At 52.9% G+C, this 21268-nt stretch carries 19 protein-coding genes; 5 read left to right on the top strand and 14 right to left on the bottom strand.

The window, feature by feature from the left end:
• The 12 genes from HV314_RS17345 to HV314_RS17290 form a co-directional block, all read right to left on the bottom strand.
• Positions 1–777 carry a M23 family metallopeptidase gene (locus tag HV314_RS17345; protein ID WP_326928832.1) on the bottom strand — a complete coding sequence of 259 codons (777 nt, stop codon included), beginning with the start codon at positions 775–777 and terminating at the stop codon, positions 1–3.
• 12 nt (positions 778–789) lie between these two features.
• Complete coding sequence (locus tag HV314_RS17340; protein ID WP_181546291.1) at positions 790–1587, bottom strand: prepilin peptidase; 798 nt, start codon at positions 1585–1587, stop codon at positions 790–792.
• Between the two features lie 12 nt (positions 1588–1599).
• Positions 1600–2637: a type II secretion system F family protein gene (locus HV314_RS17335; protein ID WP_131405743.1), complete on the bottom strand. Its 1038-nt coding sequence runs from the start codon at positions 2635–2637 to the stop codon at positions 1600–1602.
• Positions 2621–4150 (bottom strand): ATPase, T2SS/T4P/T4SS family, encoded by a 1530-nt coding sequence (locus tag HV314_RS17330; protein WP_423064583.1) that lies wholly within the window; start codon positions 4148–4150, stop codon positions 2621–2623. Before HV314_RS17330 ends, HV314_RS17335 begins: the two co-directional genes overlap by 17 nt.
• A complete protein-coding gene (locus HV314_RS17325; RefSeq protein WP_181546289.1) occupies positions 4147–4683 on the bottom strand; it encodes a hypothetical protein in 537 nt (178 codons plus the stop codon). The genes HV314_RS17330 and HV314_RS17325 overlap by 4 nt, the downstream gene beginning before the upstream one ends.
• The gene (locus tag HV314_RS17320) at positions 4665–5522 is read right to left on the bottom strand and encodes a hypothetical protein (protein ID WP_065554845.1); all 858 of its coding nucleotides are present in this window, start codon (positions 5520–5522) and stop codon (positions 4665–4667) included. Before HV314_RS17320 ends, HV314_RS17325 begins: the two co-directional genes overlap by 19 nt.
• A gap of 4 nt (positions 5523–5526) precedes the next feature.
• Positions 5527–6072, bottom strand: coding sequence for a hypothetical protein (locus HV314_RS17315; RefSeq protein WP_131405745.1), 546 nt, complete (start codon positions 6070–6072; stop codon positions 5527–5529).
• 7 nt (positions 6073–6079) lie between these two features.
• Positions 6080–7522, bottom strand: a complete 1443-nt coding sequence (locus tag HV314_RS17310; protein WP_181546287.1) for a type II and III secretion system protein — start codon at positions 7520–7522, stop codon at positions 6080–6082.
• 20 nt (positions 7523–7542) lie between these two features.
• Positions 7543–8055, bottom strand: coding sequence for a TcpQ domain-containing protein (locus HV314_RS17305; RefSeq protein WP_223949805.1), 513 nt, complete (start codon positions 8053–8055; stop codon positions 7543–7545).
• Positions 8015–10168 carry a prepilin-type N-terminal cleavage/methylation domain-containing protein gene (locus HV314_RS17300; protein ID WP_181546285.1) on the bottom strand — a complete coding sequence of 718 codons (2154 nt, stop codon included), beginning with the start codon at positions 10166–10168 and terminating at the stop codon, positions 8015–8017. Before HV314_RS17300 ends, HV314_RS17305 begins: the two co-directional genes overlap by 41 nt.
• Positions 10169–10238: 70 nt before the next feature.
• Positions 10239–10991, bottom strand: a complete 753-nt coding sequence (locus HV314_RS17295) for a prepilin-type N-terminal cleavage/methylation domain-containing protein (protein ID WP_131405748.1) — start codon at positions 10989–10991, stop codon at positions 10239–10241.
• Positions 10992–11560: 569 nt separating this feature from the next.
• On the bottom strand, positions 11561–12844 hold the full coding sequence (locus HV314_RS17290) for a putative acyl-CoA thioester hydrolase (protein ID WP_181546283.1): 1284 nt from the start codon (positions 12842–12844) through the stop codon (positions 11561–11563).
• Positions 12845–13067: 223 nt separating this feature from the next.
• Here HV314_RS17290 and hutI point away from each other — a divergent pair, with 223 nt between their 5' ends.
• The 5 genes from hutI to hutH all read left to right on the top strand — a co-directional run bounded on the left by hutI (position 13068) and on the right by hutH (position 19369).
• Positions 13068–14291 (top strand): imidazolonepropionase, encoded by a 1224-nt coding sequence (gene hutI / locus HV314_RS17285; protein ID WP_181546281.1) that lies wholly within the window; start codon positions 13068–13070, stop codon positions 14289–14291.
• Positions 14288–15229 carry a formimidoylglutamase gene (gene hutG / locus HV314_RS17280; protein ID WP_161623371.1) on the top strand — a complete coding sequence of 314 codons (942 nt, stop codon included), beginning with the start codon at positions 14288–14290 and terminating at the stop codon, positions 15227–15229. The genes hutI and hutG overlap by 4 nt, the downstream gene beginning before the upstream one ends.
• 87 nt (positions 15230–15316) lie before the next feature.
• On the top strand, positions 15317–16036 hold the full coding sequence (locus tag HV314_RS17275) for a histidine utilization repressor (protein ID WP_047415225.1): 720 nt from the start codon (positions 15317–15319) through the stop codon (positions 16034–16036).
• A gap of 125 nt (positions 16037–16161) precedes the next feature.
• Positions 16162–17847, top strand: coding sequence for a urocanate hydratase (gene hutU, locus HV314_RS17270; protein ID WP_181546279.1), 1686 nt, complete (start codon positions 16162–16164; stop codon positions 17845–17847).
• 1 nt (position 17848) lies between these two features.
• Entirely contained in the window at positions 17849–19369 is a 1521-nt protein-coding gene (gene hutH / locus HV314_RS17265; protein ID WP_181546277.1) for a histidine ammonia-lyase, read from the top strand.
• A 56-nt stretch (positions 19370–19425) separates the two neighbouring features.
• Here hutH and HV314_RS17260 read toward each other — a convergent pair whose 3' ends face one another.
• Positions 19426–19902 (bottom strand): kinase inhibitor, encoded by a 477-nt coding sequence (locus HV314_RS17260; protein ID WP_016156043.1) that lies wholly within the window; start codon positions 19900–19902, stop codon positions 19426–19428.
• Positions 19903–19959: 57 nt separating this feature from the next.
• A complete protein-coding gene (bioA, locus tag HV314_RS17255; protein ID WP_181546275.1) occupies positions 19960–21249 on the bottom strand; it encodes an adenosylmethionine--8-amino-7-oxononanoate transaminase in 1290 nt (429 codons plus the stop codon).
• Positions 21250–21268: the final 19 nt, after the last annotated feature.

The following is a 21268-nucleotide window of genomic DNA, read 5'->3' as shown; positions in this document are numbered from 1 at the left end:
TTATGCGACGGAAATAATCTGATATTTACCACTGCGCAACAGCACGACCTGATAGTCGCCAAACACCATACTACCTGGTGCCACGGTGCGCGTTTTGTTGTTAAACCGGACGGTAATCCGGGTTCCGCCCGGTCCCTGAGAAACCAGCACCACCCGAGGCTGAGCGTCGGATTTTTCTTCCGTGGACGCCCGCCCGGCGCGCGCCAGCATCGGGGTGTTGTTCAGCAAGGGCTGCGGGTCGAGCGCCACGCCCCGCCAGGCAATTTCCAGATGCAGATGCGGACCGGTGCTAAAACCGCTGCTGCCGGATGCGGCGATCTCTTCGCCCGCCGTCAGCTTTTCGCCCTTACGCACCCGCGCAGAGGCGAGATGAAAATAGCGGCTCAGCCAGCCGTCCGCATGACGGAGAGTGATAAAGTACCCGGCGCCGCGATCGTAGCCGCTCTCCACCACTTCGCCGTCGGCAATTGCATGCACGCTGCTGCCGAATGGCACAGGAATATCCATGCCTTTATGCTGCATCATGCGCCCCAGCACAGGGTGCAGGCGTTGTCCAAATCCTGAGCTGATCTGGCGTTTTGCCACGGGCCAGATAAAGCGTACCGGCGCGTTATTATCAATCACCTCTGCAGCGCTGGGCGATATCTGCAGGTTCTCTTCTGACCACACTTGCGCCGCCTGTAATGACGGAACGAAAGCCTGCTGCCAGGCCTGCTCGCAGCTGGTCGTCGCCAGCGGCGCTATTGTCAGCCATATGCTCCATATCAGACACGACACGATCGACCCCCGTCAGAGCAGAAGTAAAAACGCGACCAGCGCGATAGCCGGACCGAACGGAATATAAAAGCGATGTTTGTCATCCTCTTGCGCATAAAATAACCGCACGCAGGCGTAAAACAGCAGCCCGGTCAGCGCCGAAAAACAGAGTAATTCCGGCAGGCGCTGCCAGCCAAGCCATGCCCCGCAGGCGGCGTAGAGCTTGACGTCGCCGTAGCCCAGACCGTCGCGTTTGCAGAACATCTCCCACAGCTTCATTACGCCCCACAGCAATAGCCAGGCGATGGCGACGCCATAAACCGCGTCCTTCACTCGCACCATGGAGTAGCCCGATGCGGCAAGCAGTAGCCCGCCCCAGAGCACGGTGAAGACCAGCGCGTCCGGCAGAATCAGATGTTTAAAATCGATAACCGCCGCGCTGTAGAGCACCATAAACAACAGCGCATATGCCAGCGCGAGCTGAGGAGACCATTGCGGCAGGTAAAACCAGGCCAGCGCCCCCCATACCAGCCCCATCGCCAGTTCAGAAACCGGATAAATAACCGGGATCGCAATGCCGCACTGGCGGCATTTGCCCTTCAGTAACAGCCAACTGAGAATCGGAATATTATCCCAGGGCTTAATATCCGATTTACAGGCAGGGCAGTGCGACGGCGGCCACCACAAATTAACCGCCGCCCCTTCTGAATCATTCTCATCTATTACGCCAAGCATCAGCGGCAGACGATAAATAATCACGTTGGCTAAGCTGCCAAACAGCAATCCAAGTGGGATAAAAATAGCCACCATCCATGGCATTAACAGTTCCATGATTTAATTTTCCTAAAAAGAACCGCTGGCGCCCATCGCCGCCAGCTTGTCGCTGAGCGCAAACAACGCGGCAAAAACCCAAATAACGCAACCGCCTAATATCAGCGTGGAGAGCGCTCTTAATAACCCGGAAAGTTTAGTGATATATTCCCGAATGTGTTCACGTGATTTATTCGATACCGCCAGCAGCACCTCATTAAACGAAGGTAGCGCGGCGTAAAGGCTGATATTGAGCAGCGTTTCCGTGTTCAGTAAACCCGAGTTGAGCGCTTCTCCATAGCTGACGCCCGCCGCCATTTTCTTCTGCATCCCGGCCAGGTGCCAGCGCAGCCAGCGGCTGGAGTTCAGGCTAATAATGCTGAGCGCATCGTTGAGCGGAATGCCGTTTTTTAACATCAGCGCCAGGTTGTTGAGAAAAATAGAGGCGGTCAACTGCTTATACGTTGAGAACGGCATAATTCGGTCAAGAAACTGATTACGAATATTCCCGGTCATTTTGCCCATCGCTATTTTGATCACGGTAACCAGAGCAATAAAACCAATGAGGATATATATCCACAGCCCTTTACACAGTGCCATCCCAAAAATATAGAGCGCGCTGGTGACGCCAGGCCATTTCTCAACGGGTACAACGCTTTCAAAAGCCGGGAACACCTTATAGGCATAACCCGCAATTACCACCAGCGACAGGACCAGCATAATGAGCGGGAAGGTGATGGCACCGACGATTTTCTTGCGCAGTTCGTCGTTATAATTAATCACGTTTACCAGAGTGATAAAACCGTCAGCCAGGCTGCCGCTGCGCTCCGCCGCGTTAATCACGCTCAGTTCAGATTCAGGGACCAGCCCCTCGAAAACCATCGCAATGGAGGTGGTTTTCGCCATTTTGCTTGTCAGCTCTTCCAGACGTTTAGCAAATCCTTTGCCGAGCAGTTTTTCCCCTTCCGCGCGTAATTTTTGCAACGCGTCATATAGCGGAAGCTCAGCGTTAATCATATCTGCGCAAAACTGATAAAGATAAATACGCTGTTTCTTACCAAATTTTTTCAACTATTACCTCCAGTTCTTCCTGAACGACTTGCCCAAATTCCATTTGAAACCAGGTCGCGCACACGCGTCCCTGAAGTACTGCCGCCATCGTTTTTTCTTTAATTTCGAATCCTTCGCTCAGGCCGGTCTGTTTTAATCGCTTCGCGCGCCAGACGGTATAAACTTTAAGCCATTTCTGTTCAGCAATGGCCTCCAGCTCGTCATACACCGGCAGCAAATACTCCATCACCAACTGGCGTCCACCAATACCGGTGTGTTTGCAGGCCGGACAGCCTTCAGCATTTTTTTCATAAAGCTGGAACTCGCGTCCCTTAATGGTGGTGGTCCGTAACGACGTTTTACACTGCGGGCACAGTACAGGTATTAGCTTCTGGCACTGTAAGCCCGCAATAAAGCCCGGCGTTGAAAGCTTATCGCTAGTAATCCCGAGCGCGGATAAGCGTTGCAATAACGAAACGATGTTGCCTGCGTGCACGGTGGTAAAACAGTAGTGACCACTTTCCACCGCCCCGGCCAGCGCGTTAGAAGAGATATTGTCGCGAATTTCCCCTACCATCAGTACGTCCGGGTCGCGACGCAGCGAGGATTTTATCGCCGAATGGAATCCTCCGGATTCGCCGCTTAATACCGAACTTTGCGTCGCGCCATAGATCTGATATTCGACCGGATCCTCTACGGTCAGAAAACAGCCGCGATTGTCATAGCGGTTGATCTGCATCCACTCCATCAGATTTTTCAGGGTGGTGGATTTTCCCGAACCGGTTGTTCCGGCAATAATATAAGCGCCGTAGGGGTTACTCAGGATCCTTTTGAGGTCGCTAATTTCTTCATCGGAAACGCCAAGCTTATCCAGGCTCGCGACGCTGGCTCTGTCCAGACCCGAGGGAATAATTCGCAATACCGCGTGATAGCAATCGCTGGTCTCGCCAAATATCGGATAGTGCGCATAGCGGAAGCGGTAGCTTTTCCCCGCCAGCGAATAGAGGATATTGGCGTTTTGCGCAATATTGCGGTTCCAGGTGGTGTCGCGGGTGCTTGCCTCAACGTTATAGAGCACGAACACCAACTCATCGCAGCGTGACGCCTTCATCTGTATAAACGGACAAAGCACACCGTTAATGCGCAGCTCAATATTCGCCACCATATCATTACGGGTGATATGCAGGTCGCTGGCCTTCAACGCCACGGCCTTTTTTAGCATCTCTTCCAGCGCAAGCTGTGTGTTACTGCTTTCCTGCTCAAGCAGCTTATTTCCTGCCGACAGTAGCTGTTCAACGATCAGGTAATAATTTTTCTCAGTAACCTGCGCTATTCCCTTAACCTGAATATTATGGGAAACCTGCAGGCGGTGGCACACCGCCTGCATTGGCGCCAGATTATCAATCAAAGGCGTGGATACCAGTAACCAGGCTTCATCCGCATGTTCAGCAACCAGAATATCGCCGTCATACTCCTGGAATTGCCACTCCTGAGAATGAATGTTTTCCTCGTTAAACTGGATATAATCGATCACTTACCCACAACCTCGAACGTCACGTCATTTGCCTGGTTATGACGCGCAATATAGTCATAACCGCCGTAGCTAAAACGCTGATTCAGCGGCACCATCTTCACGCCGCCTTCGGCTCCGGCAATCGCCACGCGTTTTTGACCCGCGATTTCGGAAATCAGCAGCGGCCGCAACCCAGGCGCAGATTCTGACGTTGCTCCCGGGGAGGCGCTAATATAATCCATTGTGCTGGCGGTACTCACCGGCATAACCGCTGCGCTATCCGCCTTTTTCTCATCGCGCAGCTTACGCAGCTCGCTGCGGACCTTTTCCAGCGCAAGCTGATTCACCAGCTCGCGGTACTGGCTCTCGAAGTTGAAATCTTTTTCTATCATCTCAACAACGTGATCCTGCATCGGCGATACGTCGCTTAACGGCGGCGTGCCTTCCGCTTGCACAACCTCCTGCGCGGGGATGATTTCTGCCGTATCTGCGGCGTAAAGAGCAGGTGAAAGCGTCAACACTATTCCCGCAATAATTAATTTCCCTTTTTGCATGCCAGTCCTCCGGTAACAAGCGTTGAGTTTTCAGTGAATACGATTGATTTGATAATAAACGCGTCGGCAAAGGGTTGCTTATTCAACACCAGCGACACGCCCGAGATATCCATTTGGGTCGGTGAAGTGATCGTCCAGCCAGCGAACAGCATGCCGAATGACGTTACCGCGCTTTTCAGCGCGCTTTCATTTTGCCCGACGGCAGAGGAGGGCATCCCCGTTAATACCAGTTCGGTATTTCGTCCGCCTAATGAGTTCCAGGAGCTGATATAACTTAATACATCGGTACAGACCGGCAGATTGACCGTATTTTTGCTCTGCCAGGCGCTGAACCACGGATGTTTATTCATCCCGGACTCAACGCCCGTATAGTCCAGCGTGTTTTTTGAAAAACTGGGCGACCAGGTTTTGCCCCAGAGATTAATATCGGCCACGCTAAATATCCGCCCTGGATTCAGCGCATAGCTGAGTGAACAGCTCGTACTGGTACATTCAATACTTTTTGGTGCAAAGCCCACCTGCGACAGTTTTTTATTCGCCAGCAAGAGCTGCTCCAGCAGTAGGCTGGCATCAGAAATGCTGCCGCCCGTGAGCGAGTTGCGATAAAAATCTTCGATAGCTTTGATTTTTTGCTGGCGGGCAGCCTGTTCAGCCTGGACTCTGGCCAATCGTTCCTGCTCCGGTTTCCAGATAAAATAGTAATAGCCCGCCCCGCCGCCGCCAGCTAATAAAATCAGTAGCGTAACGACCCAGACGATAATATTACCTCCTCGCCCGGTAGAACCGCCCCCTATAATATTACGACGTTTCCAGAAATAGATATTTTCAGAGACCGCCACGTTCTCATCCTTTTATAAATAATTTCAGCAGTGTCATAAACACCAGTAAAAATACGATGCCGCCTGCTATCAGAGCGCCGATCATCATCTGTCGCCGCTTTTTCTGCCGCCGCTGATGTCCAGTACAGCCTTCAATCACCGCCTCAATGTGCTGTTCCGTTAACTGAATTAACGGTAGCTCTGCATACTGTGGCGATTCTTTCAGTTGCTCTTTCAGCTTCATCCAGAAGCGTCTGGAGACCAGACGATCGCTGCCAGAAACGGGAACACCGTGCGAGATAATCAGGAAATAGCAGCTTTCCGCCTGCTCAAAATAATAAATACCGTCACCGTACAGGGCTTTCATCCACAGGGCGAAAGGCTCATATAAGGTGGAGTGTTTGGTACAGAAACCCGTAACCATTTCCCCTTCATCAGACTGGCCCGTTAACTGGCGATGGGTTCGCCGCAAATGTGATAGCCAGTCAAGATAATAAGGCTCGTGAGAGGCAGGCTCGTAGCTCCAAACCAGATCAATTAATACCCGATTTTCTGATAAGTGCTTAAGCATGATGCCCTCATCGGGTCTGCGTTGGAGCACGGTAATTATCAATACCGACAACCATAACCACAGTTTCGACATGATCGTTGTTGGTAACCGAGCCTGCCAGCACTGACCATCCCTGACCGTCAGAATCCTCTTTCGCTTCGTATTTGATGACCAGCAGCAGGCTACCTGGCGTAATTGTGGAAATGTTAAACATTTCCGTCGTGCTTACCGACGGCAACTGAACTTCATCAAAGGTATCTATTGAGTTGAGATAGCGCTTGGTAAAGCCGCTGGCCACTTCAATTCGCCCGTCGGTTAAAATACGCGGGGTAAGAATAAAGCTGGTGCCGGTGACCAGTTCCGTGGTTTCCACCTCCGTACTGACGTCTCCTGTATTGGAATCTTGTTCCCTGGTACGACTGGAGACATAATATTGCGATGTGGTCATGTTGAGTGGAATAGGGATGTTATTGCGGGTAATAAACGAACCGCTCTGGATCACCTTACTGCCGGTGAGTTCGTACAGGGCATCCAACTGAGAGCTGATATTCATATGCTGATTGGTCCAGCCTGCGGTTAAGCCGCCGGAGAGCTTCATCAGCATTTCTGAGCTGTCGATACCAAAAGAGGAGGTCCCGTCGTTGAAGGTCATATTGACCCCACCGCCCAGCTCTTTCGTTTTGCGCTTATCAAGGGTAAATATTTTGTAAGTCACGACAAACTGACGGGTATTATCCGCCTGGAATTTCTTCAGCGACTCATTCAGCGCGTGATACTCTGAAGGACGCGCGGTGATCGTCAGAATCGAGGCGTCTTTAAAAATGCTGTAAACGCCGCTGGAGACAAATTTTTCCGCCATATCCTCAACGTCGTCCCAGAAGCTGGATGAAAATTTGGTCTCGGCTTTGCCTTTCAGACCGCCGCTGGAAGTGGCTTCATTACCGGACAGATCGAGACTGGTTTCAAATTTGTTCTCTTCGCCGTAAAAATCGAGCTTCAGCACATAGTTCTGGAAATAAGAGACGACCAGCACGCCGTTGTTATCCAGCACTGGGTTCACGTCATATAGCGCGGAAATATAGCGGGTAAATTCCTCAAACGTTCCGTTGAACTTAACGCTACGGAACTCCGGTTCCCCCGCATCCGATTTTCCACCGGGAATGGAAGTATTAATACGGTAGCTAATACCGGTTTGCGCGGTCACCGCCTCAAGAATTGTCGCCAGATCGGTAGGCTCGTAAGACTGAATACTCACCTGCTTACGCAGCAGCGCCTGTTTACGGGAGTTATATTCAACCTTTTTGCCCAGATAAGGCTCGTTATATTTCATATAACCGGTCGTTTTCATCTCATCCGGAGTGGTCGGGTTGCCGGTTTCCTGCGGGACAATACTTTTATCGTACTTGGTATCAATAGACGTACAACCCTGAAGAGCCAGCGTCAACGCCAGAAGCGAAACTTTAATTTTCATAGCATTATTCCCTTGCTTAATTACTGCTCATCAATGATCAGTACGTTATTCGCCTGGTAGTCTTTAATCACCAGCCCGTAGTTTTCTGACGTAAATACTTGTCCAAGTTTAACCAGCACATCTTGTATTGATTTACCCTGCAAATGAATTGCTTTGTAAATAACAAAATCAGTTGAGCTGTTCCAGAGCAGCTTATAGCCATTTTGCTGCGCCCATTTTGTGAGCTGCTGGCTTAATAACTCCTCTTCCAGTAAATCAATTTTTATTTCCACCACTGGTGCACTGACTGGCGCGACGCTTTTCACCGTATCATCCCCGGAAAAGGGATTTCGCGGCGTGGTTGTACTTTCTTTCACTGGCGTGGTGGTTAACATACCTGCGTCAATTTTTTGCCCAGCTGGTGCGCTGGCGGCAAAACTTCCCTGGCTGCCTAATAATGCGGACACGGCAGCCCCAATTATCCATGTTTTTTTCATCTTACTCTTCCAATGATTAATAGGTGATTCTTTCATGGTCCGGAATATCAAGTTCATTACCGTTTTCTTTGTAAAACTTAAGATCGTTATCTTCCGCAACAAGAGAATGGAGCACATACTTATTCGGTACCGCCTCACTCCAGGCGTAACCTTCGGATGAAATCATTCCCCCTTGCGGGATCGTGCTGCACCACTGGTTAATCACCACTGAGAGAGACTGCGGATTCATTTTATTGATACCATCACCATCGGGATTAATCATTGCTGAGGTGGCACTGATTAACCAGAAGGGGGCGGGGTCGTCCTTGGTACCTGCACCTTTGAACCAGTCTTCCGCGATCCAGTCCTCAAAGGTTCCGTTTTTGTCCCTTTTCACCGGATCGTGGGCAGGGGCTGCTGTATCTTTGTTAACCACTATATTGGCCTGGATCGCAACACCCGCTACCGCCCCCACTTTGTTGCGGGTTTTAACGGTATTCAAACGCGTTGCCCCCTGCTGGGTGTAGTCAGTATAACCAGTGTCTGTTTCACCAGTGTCTGTTTTACCATTCTGATCTGCCGCGACCGATGATATGGCGACCGACAGGCGGGGATAGAGGCTTCGCAGCGTGGTGTTACCGTCTTTATCGATACCGGTGACTTTAGGACACGTTTGCAACGGTAAACGAATTACGCCCGGCTCACTTAAGAGACCAGCGTAATTTGTACTCTTATTTGCCTCTTTATAAATATCATCAGCCCCTGTCGGACCTTCACCCCGCGGATAATCGTTTTTAAATGACTGATAAAAAGTGGTGGTGGGCGTCACCAGCTCATACTGACCACTGAAGGCATCAGAAAATACGCGTTCGGCATTATCACCACCCTGTTTGCCATCCTTAAGCGCATTCGCCTCTGCTTGATCGTAAGCCACATGCCATTTTTCCGGATGCTTGCGCGAGGTATTTTCCATCACGATATTGGCGTACAGCGTGCCGGTGGTGCCTTTGAGTGAACTCGGCGAAGCCGGTTCTGCCTCGCTACCGTCTGTTTTATCCGCGCTGGTACGCAGATGCAGAATGCGATCGTCCGGGTTATCCGTGCCAGGATTGACGCCGTTGCTGTTCATTGCCGCCAGGCACAGCGTGCTCTTGTTTTGCTCTCTGCTCCAGCACATCGCCGGTTCGTTTTTATCTTTGCCTTCCGCATCGCTGCTGGTAATCAGCAGGCGGTCTTCATCAATCGCCGTAATACACGGTCCGGCTTCGTCTTTTGCATCGTTCCAGCACAGTTTGGCAGTTGGAATGGAACCATCGGCTGCAATATCTTCACTGCTTTTGTCTAAGCTTAAGCGAATGCCGTAACGTTTATTCGTATTGAGCCTGTCCATATGATTGGGAACGTCCCCCATCTGCAGCGGTTGGCCTGCGGCCGTTGTTACCAGGCTAAAATTACCGTTACCCTCGATTTCAAACACCACAGCCTGCAGATAGCCGAGATCGACGCTTTTCAGCGCTTTTTCCAGCGGCTTAATAAATCCGGCAAAATGGAGACCTTCGTTCTCGGCCTCTGTCTGGTAGGTGAGGTAGAAATCGACACGTTCAATACCTGGCCCGCTGGTGCCGGCTTGCCGAATGTTGTTGACGAAGTCCACGCGTTCCAGCATCAGATCCAGCGATTCGGCGCCAGGGCGCAGTTCACACGGCAGCATGGACTCCGCAAGGGCGAAGGGCAGTTTCCCTTTATTTTTACATTCACTACCCAGAAACAGATAGCGAGAACCCCGGGTGGGCGATACCTGGGTTTGCGTTGATACACCAACAGACCAGCCGGAATAAAACTTGTCTGTATCCGTATTGGGATAGGGTTGATCCTGTAATGTTTTATTGGTGACGCGATTATCATAATTCGCGATGGCGACGTTAGTATTTTTCGTCCCGAATAGTGGGTTGGCTTCTTCACCGCCCCCCAGAACATTCAATTTATTTTGCGCAATAAAGCGCATTACGCCAGAAATATCACGGACGATCATATCAGCGACAATAAGCTGGTGACTTTGCTGTGCTTCTTTTCGTTTATAATTTGCATAAGTCATCAGACACATGCCGATAATGGCAAGCACAAGAATCATTTCAAGAAGGGTGACACCTGCCTGCGGGCGAACGTTTTTTTTGAGGTATTTGTACGACATTTTTCCGTCCGTGGTATAAACAATGCCCCCGTATACATGGGGGCAATTTATTAGAAAATAACGCTATAAATTAACGGCTACCGAGGATGACTGCGTTAGCAGAACCAGCGTCTGTACAGACAGTAGAACCCGTAATCATGTCCGGAGAGATGATATCACCAGCCAGTGTTTTAATGATCGGTGCAGCAGGCCCTACACCCATCAACAACTTCGCTTCTACAGCAACACCAGCTTGAGTAGGAGGTGCTACAGCATAGGTACTCTGACTTCCAGCAGCAACGACCGCAGTTGCGACATAATCCCAGTTGCTAGCTGTCTGAGAAAGGAGATTACGACACTCTTCCTGACTTAAACCATTCACGGAAATATAGAAGCCTTTTGCTTTAGTATCAGTAGCATTAGCACCAATGCTTGCAGGCCCAATTTCAAATGGTTCATTGGAGAAACCGTTAAAAGCCTCACCCGTGGTCAGTTTACCCATTTTCAGCATGGTCATAACTGGCCCCTTATACGTTGGGTCAGCTTTCAGTTTATCTGCATCCAACATAGCTTTAGTGATACCAGTCAGATCAGTAGACCCTGGATAACCGTTCGCATCACGATATACCTCAGTCATCGATACGCGAACTGTGTTGGTATTATCAACAACATCGGTCATGTCCTGTGCAGCAAACGCACGCTGTGCCAAAATTACCACGCCCGCAGCAATAATACCGATAATGCCCAGAACGATAATAATTTCAAGTAGCGTTACGCCTTTCTGCTTTTTCAGCTCACGATACTGAGCCGCCTTTTTTTTCCATGAATGAATCATGCTTTTCATGTCTATCAATCCTTAGATATTACTGGTTACTGAAAAATTAAAAAATTAACCTTGCACACATTGTGCCAAAACATTATATGCGGCATTTTTCGTAAATCACCAGAAGCTAAAGGTTGTGACGGGATAATTAGGAAAAAGGGTGGCTGGTCAGATGAGTTGTTTTTGAATCATTTTTTCCATATATATATTTTATATATAACAAATATCATAAGGTTTTTTTTGAGTTGTTTTTAGATAACGTTACGGTAATTTCCCTTTTCCAGAGAGTAAAATATATTGATGGGGTTAATATATTAAAATTAATATGAATTGGCTTTTATCTATTTTGGGTTAAAAATTGAGTTTAGCGGCTGGATAATATTTATCCAGTTAAGCGTTTCTGTAACTGACTTATGTAAGCGCCTGGGCTTGCCTTCATACAACTCGAATTATTTTGGCTATAAATAGATTGATTCACGCGATCAATTTAAACCTGCGCTGGTGAAAATATTACCTGTGTGAAGAAAAGACGTTGAAAGCGGTGAAGGGGGCTGGCGGGAGTGTTCCCGCCAGCGGTTTGATGGCTGTGATTACTGCTTCGGTTCGGCAACCACTTTGCTACCGATACCGCGGTTGTTGTATTCCCACATGCGGTTAAAGTTGGTGTCGTTCAGGTTGCGCTGGATTTCACCTTTGTCATCTTGTACACCGGTATTACCGGCAAAAGGACGCTTCGAGATAACGCTGTCAGCCCATGGTTTTGCCATGTTAAAGCCTTCGTTGATCACGCTGTCGCGGATAACGACCTGACCGTTAGTGTTCGAATCGACATCCAGCGAGCGGCCCAACTGTGCCACGCCATCACCACTCGCCGTGAAGCGGCTATTTGTGGCGAGGAAGCCGTAGTAGATGTTTGACAGCGTCGCTGGTGCAAACACATAGGCTTCCTGCTGCGTACGGGAGTTCACAACGCGGAAATCGGTGTTATCGAACACCACGGCGCCGCGACCGGAAACAATATCCACATCCCCTTCAATGTAGCTGTTGGTTACCAAAGTACGCGGTTGACGATCGTTTTCCAGACGGTTTTGTACGCCGCTGTTAGTCACGAAAAACGTATTCTGGCGACCGAGGATGTTGACCTTATTGATCTGCACTTTATCGCCATCGGTACGTAGCGCAACGGCCGGGTGATTACCCGCATCAACGCTGTCACCCAGATTGTTTTCGATGGTCAGGTTCTGCAATTGCAGACCGTTATTTTGCGACCAGACGACGGCAGAACACATCACGCCAATATTTGTGCCGCGCTTGTTCTGGCAATTATCAAACATATACCACGCCGGTTTACCCGGCATGTATTTACCGCCCGGGTTCACCGTACGACGCCAGTCTGCGGTGCTCATGTCACCATCAATAGCCTGGCCAATTTTTACATCCAGCGGTTTTTCGCCCATGCCGTACAGCGTCAGACTTCCCGTTGCTGCCGGGATATATACCGTGCCCTGATACTCGCCCGGCATAATCGCGATGTACTGACGTTTGTTAGTACGCTTGATGATTGCCGCATCAACCGCAGCCTGAATGCTGCTATGGGTGACGCCCTGAGTCCCAGCCGGGCCAACCACGAAGTCAGGCTGTGCAGGCAGAGAAATAGCAGAAGGGCTCCACGGCGCGGTGTTTGGCGTCAGCGCGGAAAAATAGTGCGCAGCAACGAAGTTATTCGCTTCATTGGCCGACAAGATCGGGCGCGAAGAGGTACCTGGCGCGGTCTGATCGGAAGGAATTTGATCGGGCGGCGTAGAGCTACAGGCGGTCAGCGTCACGCCAAAAGCCATTGCCAGCGCCAGACGGGAAACTGATGATATGTTCACAGGTTGCTCCGGGCTTTGAAAGTTATCCATTGAAGCCTGCTTTTTTATACTAAGTTGAGCGAAACGGGAAGGTTAAAAGGTAAAAAGTTGTTTTTATCGCCGTAATGCCCGGCGCGGAGAGTCCGTATATCACAAATACATAACAATTACGGTCCTTCAGGTTGACAACATCCGTATAATCAAAAATAAATGTCTATACAACCTATGACAAGTGGTGAGTCGAATGCAGCAATTCTTCCCTGATGATGTTATCTGGCGCAATGTTCGTCTGGCGACCATGGATCCCGAACGTAACACCCCGTATGGGCTGGTGGAGGGTCATGCGCTGATCGTCCGCCAGGGGAAGATTCGCGATATCGTCCCGGAGTCATCGCTCTATCTCACACATGACAATACCTTTGATATGCAGGGCAGGCTAATTACACCAGGCCTGATTGACTGTCATACGCATCTGGTCTTTGGTGGAAACCGTGCAGGTGAATGGGAGCAGCGGCTAAACGGTGTCTCCTACCAGCAGATAAGCGCCCAGGGCGGGGGTATCAATGCCACCGTATCAGCAACCCGCAGCGCCAGTGATGAGCAACTCTTACATCTAGCGCATCAGCGTATGGAACAGCTGATCAAAGAAGGCGTTACCTTGCTGGAAATAAAATCCGGTTACGGCCTGGATTTGCAGACAGAAGAGAAAATATTGCGTGTGGCAGCGGCGCTGGCGGCGGAGAATATCATTGAAATAAGCCCCACGCTGTTGGCTGCCCATGCGACTCCAGCAGAATACCGGGATGATCCTGACGGCTATATTACGCTGGTGTGCGAGACCATTTTGCCGCAGCTGTGGGAACAAGGGCTGTTCGAGACCGTCGATCTGTTTTGTGAAAGCGTGGGTTTTTCGTTGACGCAGAGCGAGCGGGTGTTTCAGGCCGCGCAGGCGTTGGGCATCCCGATTAAAGGCCATGTTGAACAACTGTCATTGCTGGGGGGCGCACAGCTGGTAAGCCGCTACCACGGGTTATCCGCCGATCATATTGAATATCTCGATGAAGCGGGCGTAGCGGCGATGAGCCAAAGCGGTACGGTCGGCGTGCTGCTGCCCGGCGCATTCTATTTCCTTAAAGAGCAACAGCGTCCGCCGGTGGCGTTGCTGCGTCAGTATCAGGTACCGATGGCGGTGGCGACAGATTTTAACCCAGGTACCAGCCCGTTTATCAGCCTGCACTGGGCGATGAATATGGCCTGCGTTCAGTTTGGCTTAACGCCGGAAGAAGCATGGGCGGGCGTCACCCGTCATGCGGCCCGGGCGCTGGGACGTCATGCCACTCATGGTCAATTGAAGGCCGGGTTTGTGGCCGATTTTGTGGTGTGGGATGCAACTCTCCCGGTCGAGATCCTGTATGAACCGGGGCGTAACCCGATCTACCAACGCGTATTCAAAGGACAAATAGTATGACTCACTGGCAACCTGTTTCACCTGCGCTGTGGCAGGGACGTGATGACCGCGCCGAATCGCCGAATGCGCTGCGCCTGTTTCAGACTATCACGCTGAGCCCGACATTTAGCCCAGAAATGTATCGCGAGCAGATAGCGCTGCTTGGGTTTGCCTGCGACGAAGGCGTGAAACGTAATCAGGGCCGGACGGGAGCCGCCGGAGCGCCTGATGTGCTGCGCAAGGCGCTGGCGAATTTAGCCAGCCACGATGGGCATCATCGGCTGGTGGATCTGGGAAATATTGTGGCCCAGGCCCCCGACCTTGAGGGCGCGCAGCAGGCGCTACGCAATGCGGTGCAGCGCTGTCAGCAGGAGAATATACGTACCTTTGTTCTGGGAGGAGGACACGAAACCGCATTTGCGCACGGCGCAGGCGTGCTGGATGCGTTCCCGCAGGCGAAAGTGGGGATCGTCAACTTCGATGCGCACCTCGATTTGCGCCATGCCGATCAGGCTACTTCCGGCACACCGTTTCGCCAACTGGCGCAGCTTTGCGATGAACAGCAGCGGGAATTTCACTATGCCTGTATCGGTGTCAGTCGGGCGGCAAACACCCAGGCGTTATGGGATGAGGCGCAGCGGCTTGGTGTGACCGTGGTGGAGGATCTGTACTGTGCAACGGCGAAGGCGCAGTTAGCGCAGTTTGTCGCCAACCTGGATGTTATCTATCTGACTATCGATCTCGACGTGCTGCCGGTGTGGGAAATGCCCGGCGTGTCGGCGCCCGCTGCGCTGGGCGTACCGTTGGCGACGCTGCTGAGTCTGATTGAACCCCTGTGTCGTAGCAGTAAACTGCAGGCGGTGGATATGGTTGAATTTAATCCACGCTTTGACGATGATGGCAGAGCGGCGCGCGTTGCGGCGCGATTAGGTTGGCAAATCGCGCACTGGTGGCACTGATATACCTGATGGCGTTGCGCTTATCAGGTTCGGGTAATGCCTGTAAACTGTACCCACTCACATTCTCAGCTTAAGGAAGGCTTACGCATGCTCCCATCCCGTTCTGCTCCGGCACCTTTTTACGAAAAGGTCAAACAGGAGATCAGCGAAAAGATTGCCAGCGGTATCTGGCAACCTCACGATCGCATTCCCTCTGAGGCGGAGCTGGTGGCGCAGTATGGTTTCAGCCGCATGACCATCAACCGGGCGCTGCGGGAGTTAACGGATGAAGGGTTACTGGTTCGCTTGCAGGGCGTAGGGACGTTTGTCGCCGAGCCGAAGGGCCAGTCTGCGCTGTTTGAAATTCGCAGCATCGCGGATGAAATCAACGCCCGTCAGCATCACCACCGCTGCGAGGTGATCACGCTGGAACGAACCCAGGCAAGCGCGCAGCAGGCTTTGGTGTTAAACGTCAAAGAAGGCACCTCCATTTTTCACTCTGTCATGGTGCACTACGAGAACGAACTGCCGGTGCAGATTGAAGATCGCTGCGTGAATGCCGAAATTGTGCCAGCGTATCTGGCGCAGGATTACAGCCAGACTACGCCGCATGCGTATCTGTCGCTGATAGCCCCTTTAACGGAAGGCGAGCATATTGTTGAAGCGGTACGCGCCAGTGCCGAAGAGTGCGCGCTGCTGAATATCAAAGAACACGATCCCTGTCTGCTGATCCGCCGTAAAACCTGGTCTGCGTCATCCATTGTCTCTCATGCCCGTTTGCTCTTCCCGGGGTCCCGCTATCGCCTGCAAGGGCGGTTTATGTCCTGAAAAGCGTGATTGCTGCCGCAGTATAATAAAATTGTATCTTTTTTGTTAAAAGCACGCTTGCGATAACTTGTATAGACAAGTATATGTTACTTATCTGTCCGATCGTTCGCGAGGAGTGCTCTACCATGTCTCATAGCAAGTACCGTCAGCAGGATATTCGTGCCCCACGCGGCACCACCTTAACGGCCAAAAGCTGGCTGACCGAAGCGCCGCTGCGCATGTTAATGAACAACCTGGATCCCGATGTGGCGGAAAATCCGCATGAGCTGGTGGTATACGGCGGGATTGGTCGCGCCGCGCGGGACTGGGAATGTTATGACGCCATCGTCAACGCGCTGACCAAACTGGAGACCGATGAGACCCTGCTGGTCCAGTCCGGTAAACCGGTTGGCGTTTTCAAAACCCATGACAATGCGCCGCGCGTGCTGATTGCCAACTCCAACCTGGTGCCACATTGGGCTACCTGGGAACACTTCAACGAGCTGGACGCCAAAGGGCTGGCGATGTATGGCCAGATGACCGCCGGGAGCTGGATCTACATCGGCAGCCAGGGCATCGTGCAGGGGACTTATGAAACCTTCGTTGAGGCCGGGCGTCAGCATTATCAGGGTAACCTGAGCGGACGCTGGGTGTTGACCGCCGGGCTGGGCGGCATGGGAGGGGCGCAACCGTTAGCCGCAACGCTGGCAGGTGCTTGCTCGCTGAATATTGAGTGCCAGCAAAGCCGGATCGATTTCCGTCTGCGTACCCGCTACGTGGATGAGCAAGCGACATCGCTTGACGACGCGCTGGCGCGTATCGAAAAGTACACCCGCGAGGGTAAAGCGGTCTCCATTGCGCTATGCGCTAACGCCGCCGACGTTGTGCCGGAACTGGTGAGGCGCGGTGTGCGCCCGGATATGGTCACTGACCAGACCAGCGCCCACGATCCGCTGCATGGTTATCTGCCGTCCGGCTGGAGCTGGGAAGCGTATCAGGCGAAAGCGGTGTCCGATCCGCAGGGCACGGTACAGGCGGCGAAACGCTCAATGGCAACACACGTTGAGGCAATGCTGGCGTTCAGCAAAATGGGCGTGCCGACGTTTGATTACGGCAACAACATTCGCCAGATGGCCAAAGAGATGGGCGTGGAAAACGCCTTTGATTTCCCCGGTTTCGTCCCTGCTTATATTCGCCCTCTGTTCTGCCGCGGCATTGGCCCGTTCCGTTGGGTGGCGCTTTCCGGCGATCCGCAGGATATTTATAAAACGGATGCCAAAGTGAAAGAGATCGTGGCTGACGATAAGCATCTGCACCACTGGCTGGATATGGCGCGTGAGCGGATTAACTTCCAGGGATTACCGGCGCGTATCTGCTGGGTCGGTCTGGAATGGCGTCAAAAACTGGGGCTGGCGTTTAATGAAATGGTGCGCAGCGGCGAAGTGTCTGCGCCGATTGTTATTGGCCGTGATCATCTGGATTCCGGCTCCGTCGCCAGCCCGAACCGCGAAACCGAAGCTATGCGCGACGGTTCTGATGCAGTATCCGACTGGCCGCTGCTGAACGCGCTGCTTAACACCGCCAGCGGTGCAACCTGGGTGTCACTGCATCACGGTGGCGGGGTAGGAATGGGCTTCTCCCAGCATGCCGGGATGGTGATTGTTTGCGATGGCACTGATGAAGCCGCAGCGCGTATCGCCCGGGTATTACATAACGATCCGGCTACCGGGGTGATGCGCCACGCCGACGCCGGGTATGACATTGCGGTGGAATGCGCCGTCGAAGAAGGGCTGAATTTGCCGATGGTCGCGGCGACGCAGGAGAAACGTTGATATGAACACCATGACATTAACGCCGGGTCATCTGAGCTTTGCGCAACTGCGCGACATCTGGCAGCAGCCGGTCAAACTGAGCTTGGATGCCGGGGCGATTGATGCGATCAACGCAAGCGTCGCCTGCGTCAATAATATTGTCGCTGAAGGCCGTACGGCGTATGGCATTAATACCGGCTTTGGCCTGCTGGCTCAGACCCGTATCGCCACGGAAGATTTGCAGAATTTACAGCGTTCGCTGGTGCTTTCCCATGCGGCAGGCGTTGGTGAGGCGCTCGATGACGCGATGGTTCGCCTGATTATGGTGCTGAAAATCAACAGCCTGGCGCGGGGTTTTTCGGGTATTCGTCTCAGCGTGATTGAAGCGCTGATTGCGCTGGTGAATGCCGGGGTGTATCCACTGATCCCGGCGAAAGGGTCAGTGGGCGCATCGGGCGACCTGGCACCGCTGGCGCATATGTCTCTGACGCTGCTGGGCGAAGGTAAAGCGCGCTGGCAGGGGGAATGGCTTCCGGCGACCGAAGCGCTGAAAAAGGCCGGGCTGGAGCCGATTACGCTGGAGGCGAAAGAAGGGCTTGCGCTGCTCAACGGTACCCAGGCTTCCACAGCCTTTGCGCTGCGCGGGTTAATTGAAGCCCAGGAGCTGTTCGCGTCTGCGACGGTGTGTGGGGCGCTGACCACCGAAGCGGTATTGGGCTCTCGTCGTCCGTTTGATGCCCGTATTCATGCTGCACGAGGACAGCGTGGGCAGATTGATGCCGCAACGCTGTACCGCCACGTGTTGACCGACACCAGCGAGCTTTCTCAGTCGCATCATAACTGTGAAAAAGTGCAGGATCCGTATTCTTTGCGCTGTCAGCCGCAGGTGATGGGGGCGTGCCTGACGCAAATGCGTCAGGTAATGGAGGTCCTGCTGGTAGAAGCCAACGCGGTTTCCGACAACCCTCTGGTGTTTGCCGAAGAGGGCGATGTCATTTCCGGCGGCAACTTCCATGCTGAACCGGTGGCGATGGCGGCAGATAACCTGGCGCTGGCGATTGCGGAAATCGGGGCGTTATCAGAGCGACGCATTGCGCTGATGATGGACAAACATATGTCGCAGTTGCCGCCGTTCCTGGTGAAAAACGGCGGGGTGAACTCCGGCTTTATGATTGCTCAGGTAACCGCGGCCGCGCTGGCGAGCGAGAACAAAGCGCTGGCGCATCCGCACAGCGTGGACAGCTTGCCGACCTCCGCCAACCAGGAAGATCATGTGTCTATGGCGCCGGCAGCGGGCCGCAGGTTGTGGGAGATGGCAGCGAATACGCGCGGCGTGATTGCCGTGGAGTGGCTGGCGGCGTGTCAGGGGATTGACCTGCGTGAAGGGTTAACCTCAAGCCCGCTGCTGGAGCAGGCGCGCCAGGCTCTGCGCGAGCAGGTTGCCCACTATACGCAGGATCGCTTTTTTGCTCCGGATATTGAATGTGCAACCGAACTGTTAGCCCAGGGGACATTGTTGAAATTGTTGCCTGAATTTCTGTAGAGAAGCCTTGTTTAGTAGGCCGGATGCGGCGAAGCCGACATCCGGCACAACACAGCTTAACTGAACATCGCCGTAATCGAGGCGCTGGCGAGCGAGTGGAAGTGAACGTTAAAGCCAACCATCGCGCCGCTGGCGTCCTCATCGACATCAATACGCTCCACATCCAGCGCGTGAACCGTAAAGATATAGCGATGGGTTTCACCCTTCGGCGGCGCAGCACCGCCATAACCTGCTTTCCCAAAATCCGTACGGGTCTGAATCACCCCATCCGGCAGCGCAACCAGCCCGGAGCCGAAGCCTTGCGTGAGTACGCGGGTATCTGCTGGCAGATTTACCACCACCCAGTGCCACCAGCCGGAGCCGGTTGGCGCATCAGGATCGTAGCAGGTCACGACAAAGCTTTTGGTCCCTGCGGGCACGTCATCCCACGCCAGATGCGGGGAAATATTATCCCCGTCATACCCCATGCCGTTAAAGACGTGGCGATGCGCAAGCTTTTCGCCATCGCGCAGATCGTTACTGATTAGTTTCATGCTGACTCCTCTCGTTAGCCAAAAAGTGTAGCCAGAAACCGTAGAGCTTACCGCTGATTACTCGCTAAAAAATGTTGCACTGCGCACAGCCTCGTTTACGGCCTGGGTCAGACGACGCAACTGATCGGGCTGAATAATGTACGGCGGCATCAGATAGATCAATTTGCCAAACGGTCGTACCCACACACCCTGTTCAACAAAGAACTTCTGTAACGCCGCCATATTCACCGGATGCGTGGTTTCGATCACGCCGATGGCGCCGAGTACGCGCACGTCGGCTACCCAACTCGAGTCTGCCGCCGGGGCGAGTTCTGTCCGCAGTTGCGCTTCAATAGCCGCTACCTGTGGGCGCCACTCACCGGTTTCGAGTAACGACAGGCTGGCGGAGGCGACGGCGCAGGCCAGCGGATTACCCATAAAGGTTGGACCGTGCATGAAGCATCCGGCTTCACCGTTGCTAATGGTTTCCGCGACCTGACGCGTGGTCAGGGTGGCGGAAAGGGTCATGGTTCCGCCGGTTAAGGCTTTGCCCAGACACAAAATGTCCGGGGTTATGTTGGCGTGTTCACAGGCAAAAAGCTTGCCTGTACGACCAAATCCGGTGGCGATTTCATCGGCAATCAGCAGGATCCCTTCACGGTCGCACATCTTACGGATGCGCTTTAACCATTCGGGATGATACATGCGCATGCCGCCAGCGCCCTGCACAATCGGCTCAAGGATCACCGCCGCAATCTCGTGGCGATGCGCGGCCATCAGGCGGGCAAAAGGCACCATATCCAGTTCGTCCCACTTGCCGTCCATGCGGCTTTGCGGGGCGGGCGCAAACAGGTTCTCCGGCAGATAACCCTTCCACAGACTGTGCATCGAGTTGTCGGGATCGCAGACCGACATCGCGCCGAAGGTATCGCCGTGATAACCGTTTCGAAATGTCAGGAGACGCTGACGGGATTCGCCTTTGGCTTGCCAGTATTGCAGCGCCATTTTCATTGCTACTTCTACGGCGACCGAACCTGAATCCGCGAGAAAAACGCACTCCAGCGCCTCTGGCGTCATCGCCACCAACTGGCGGCACAGCGCAATGGCCGGGGCATGGGTAATGCCGCCAAACATCACATGTGACATGGCATCAATCTGCGTTTTCATCGCGGCGTTCAGCTGTGGGTGATTGTAACCGTGGATTGCCGCCCACCAGGACGACATGCCGTCTATCAGCCTCTCACCGCTGGCTAAAATCAGTTCGCAACCTTCGGCACGCGCCACCGGATAAACCGGTAACGGGGAGGTCATGGAGGTGTAAGGGTGCCAGATATGGCGTTGGTCAAACGCAAGATCGTCCGTTGTCATAATCGACTTGTAAACCAAA

Source organism: Citrobacter sp. RHBSTW-00887, from assembly GCF_013728095.1.
Classification (GTDB): domain Bacteria; phylum Pseudomonadota; class Gammaproteobacteria; order Enterobacterales; family Enterobacteriaceae; genus Citrobacter; species Citrobacter braakii.
This window is presented reverse-complemented; position numbering and strand designations above follow the sequence as displayed.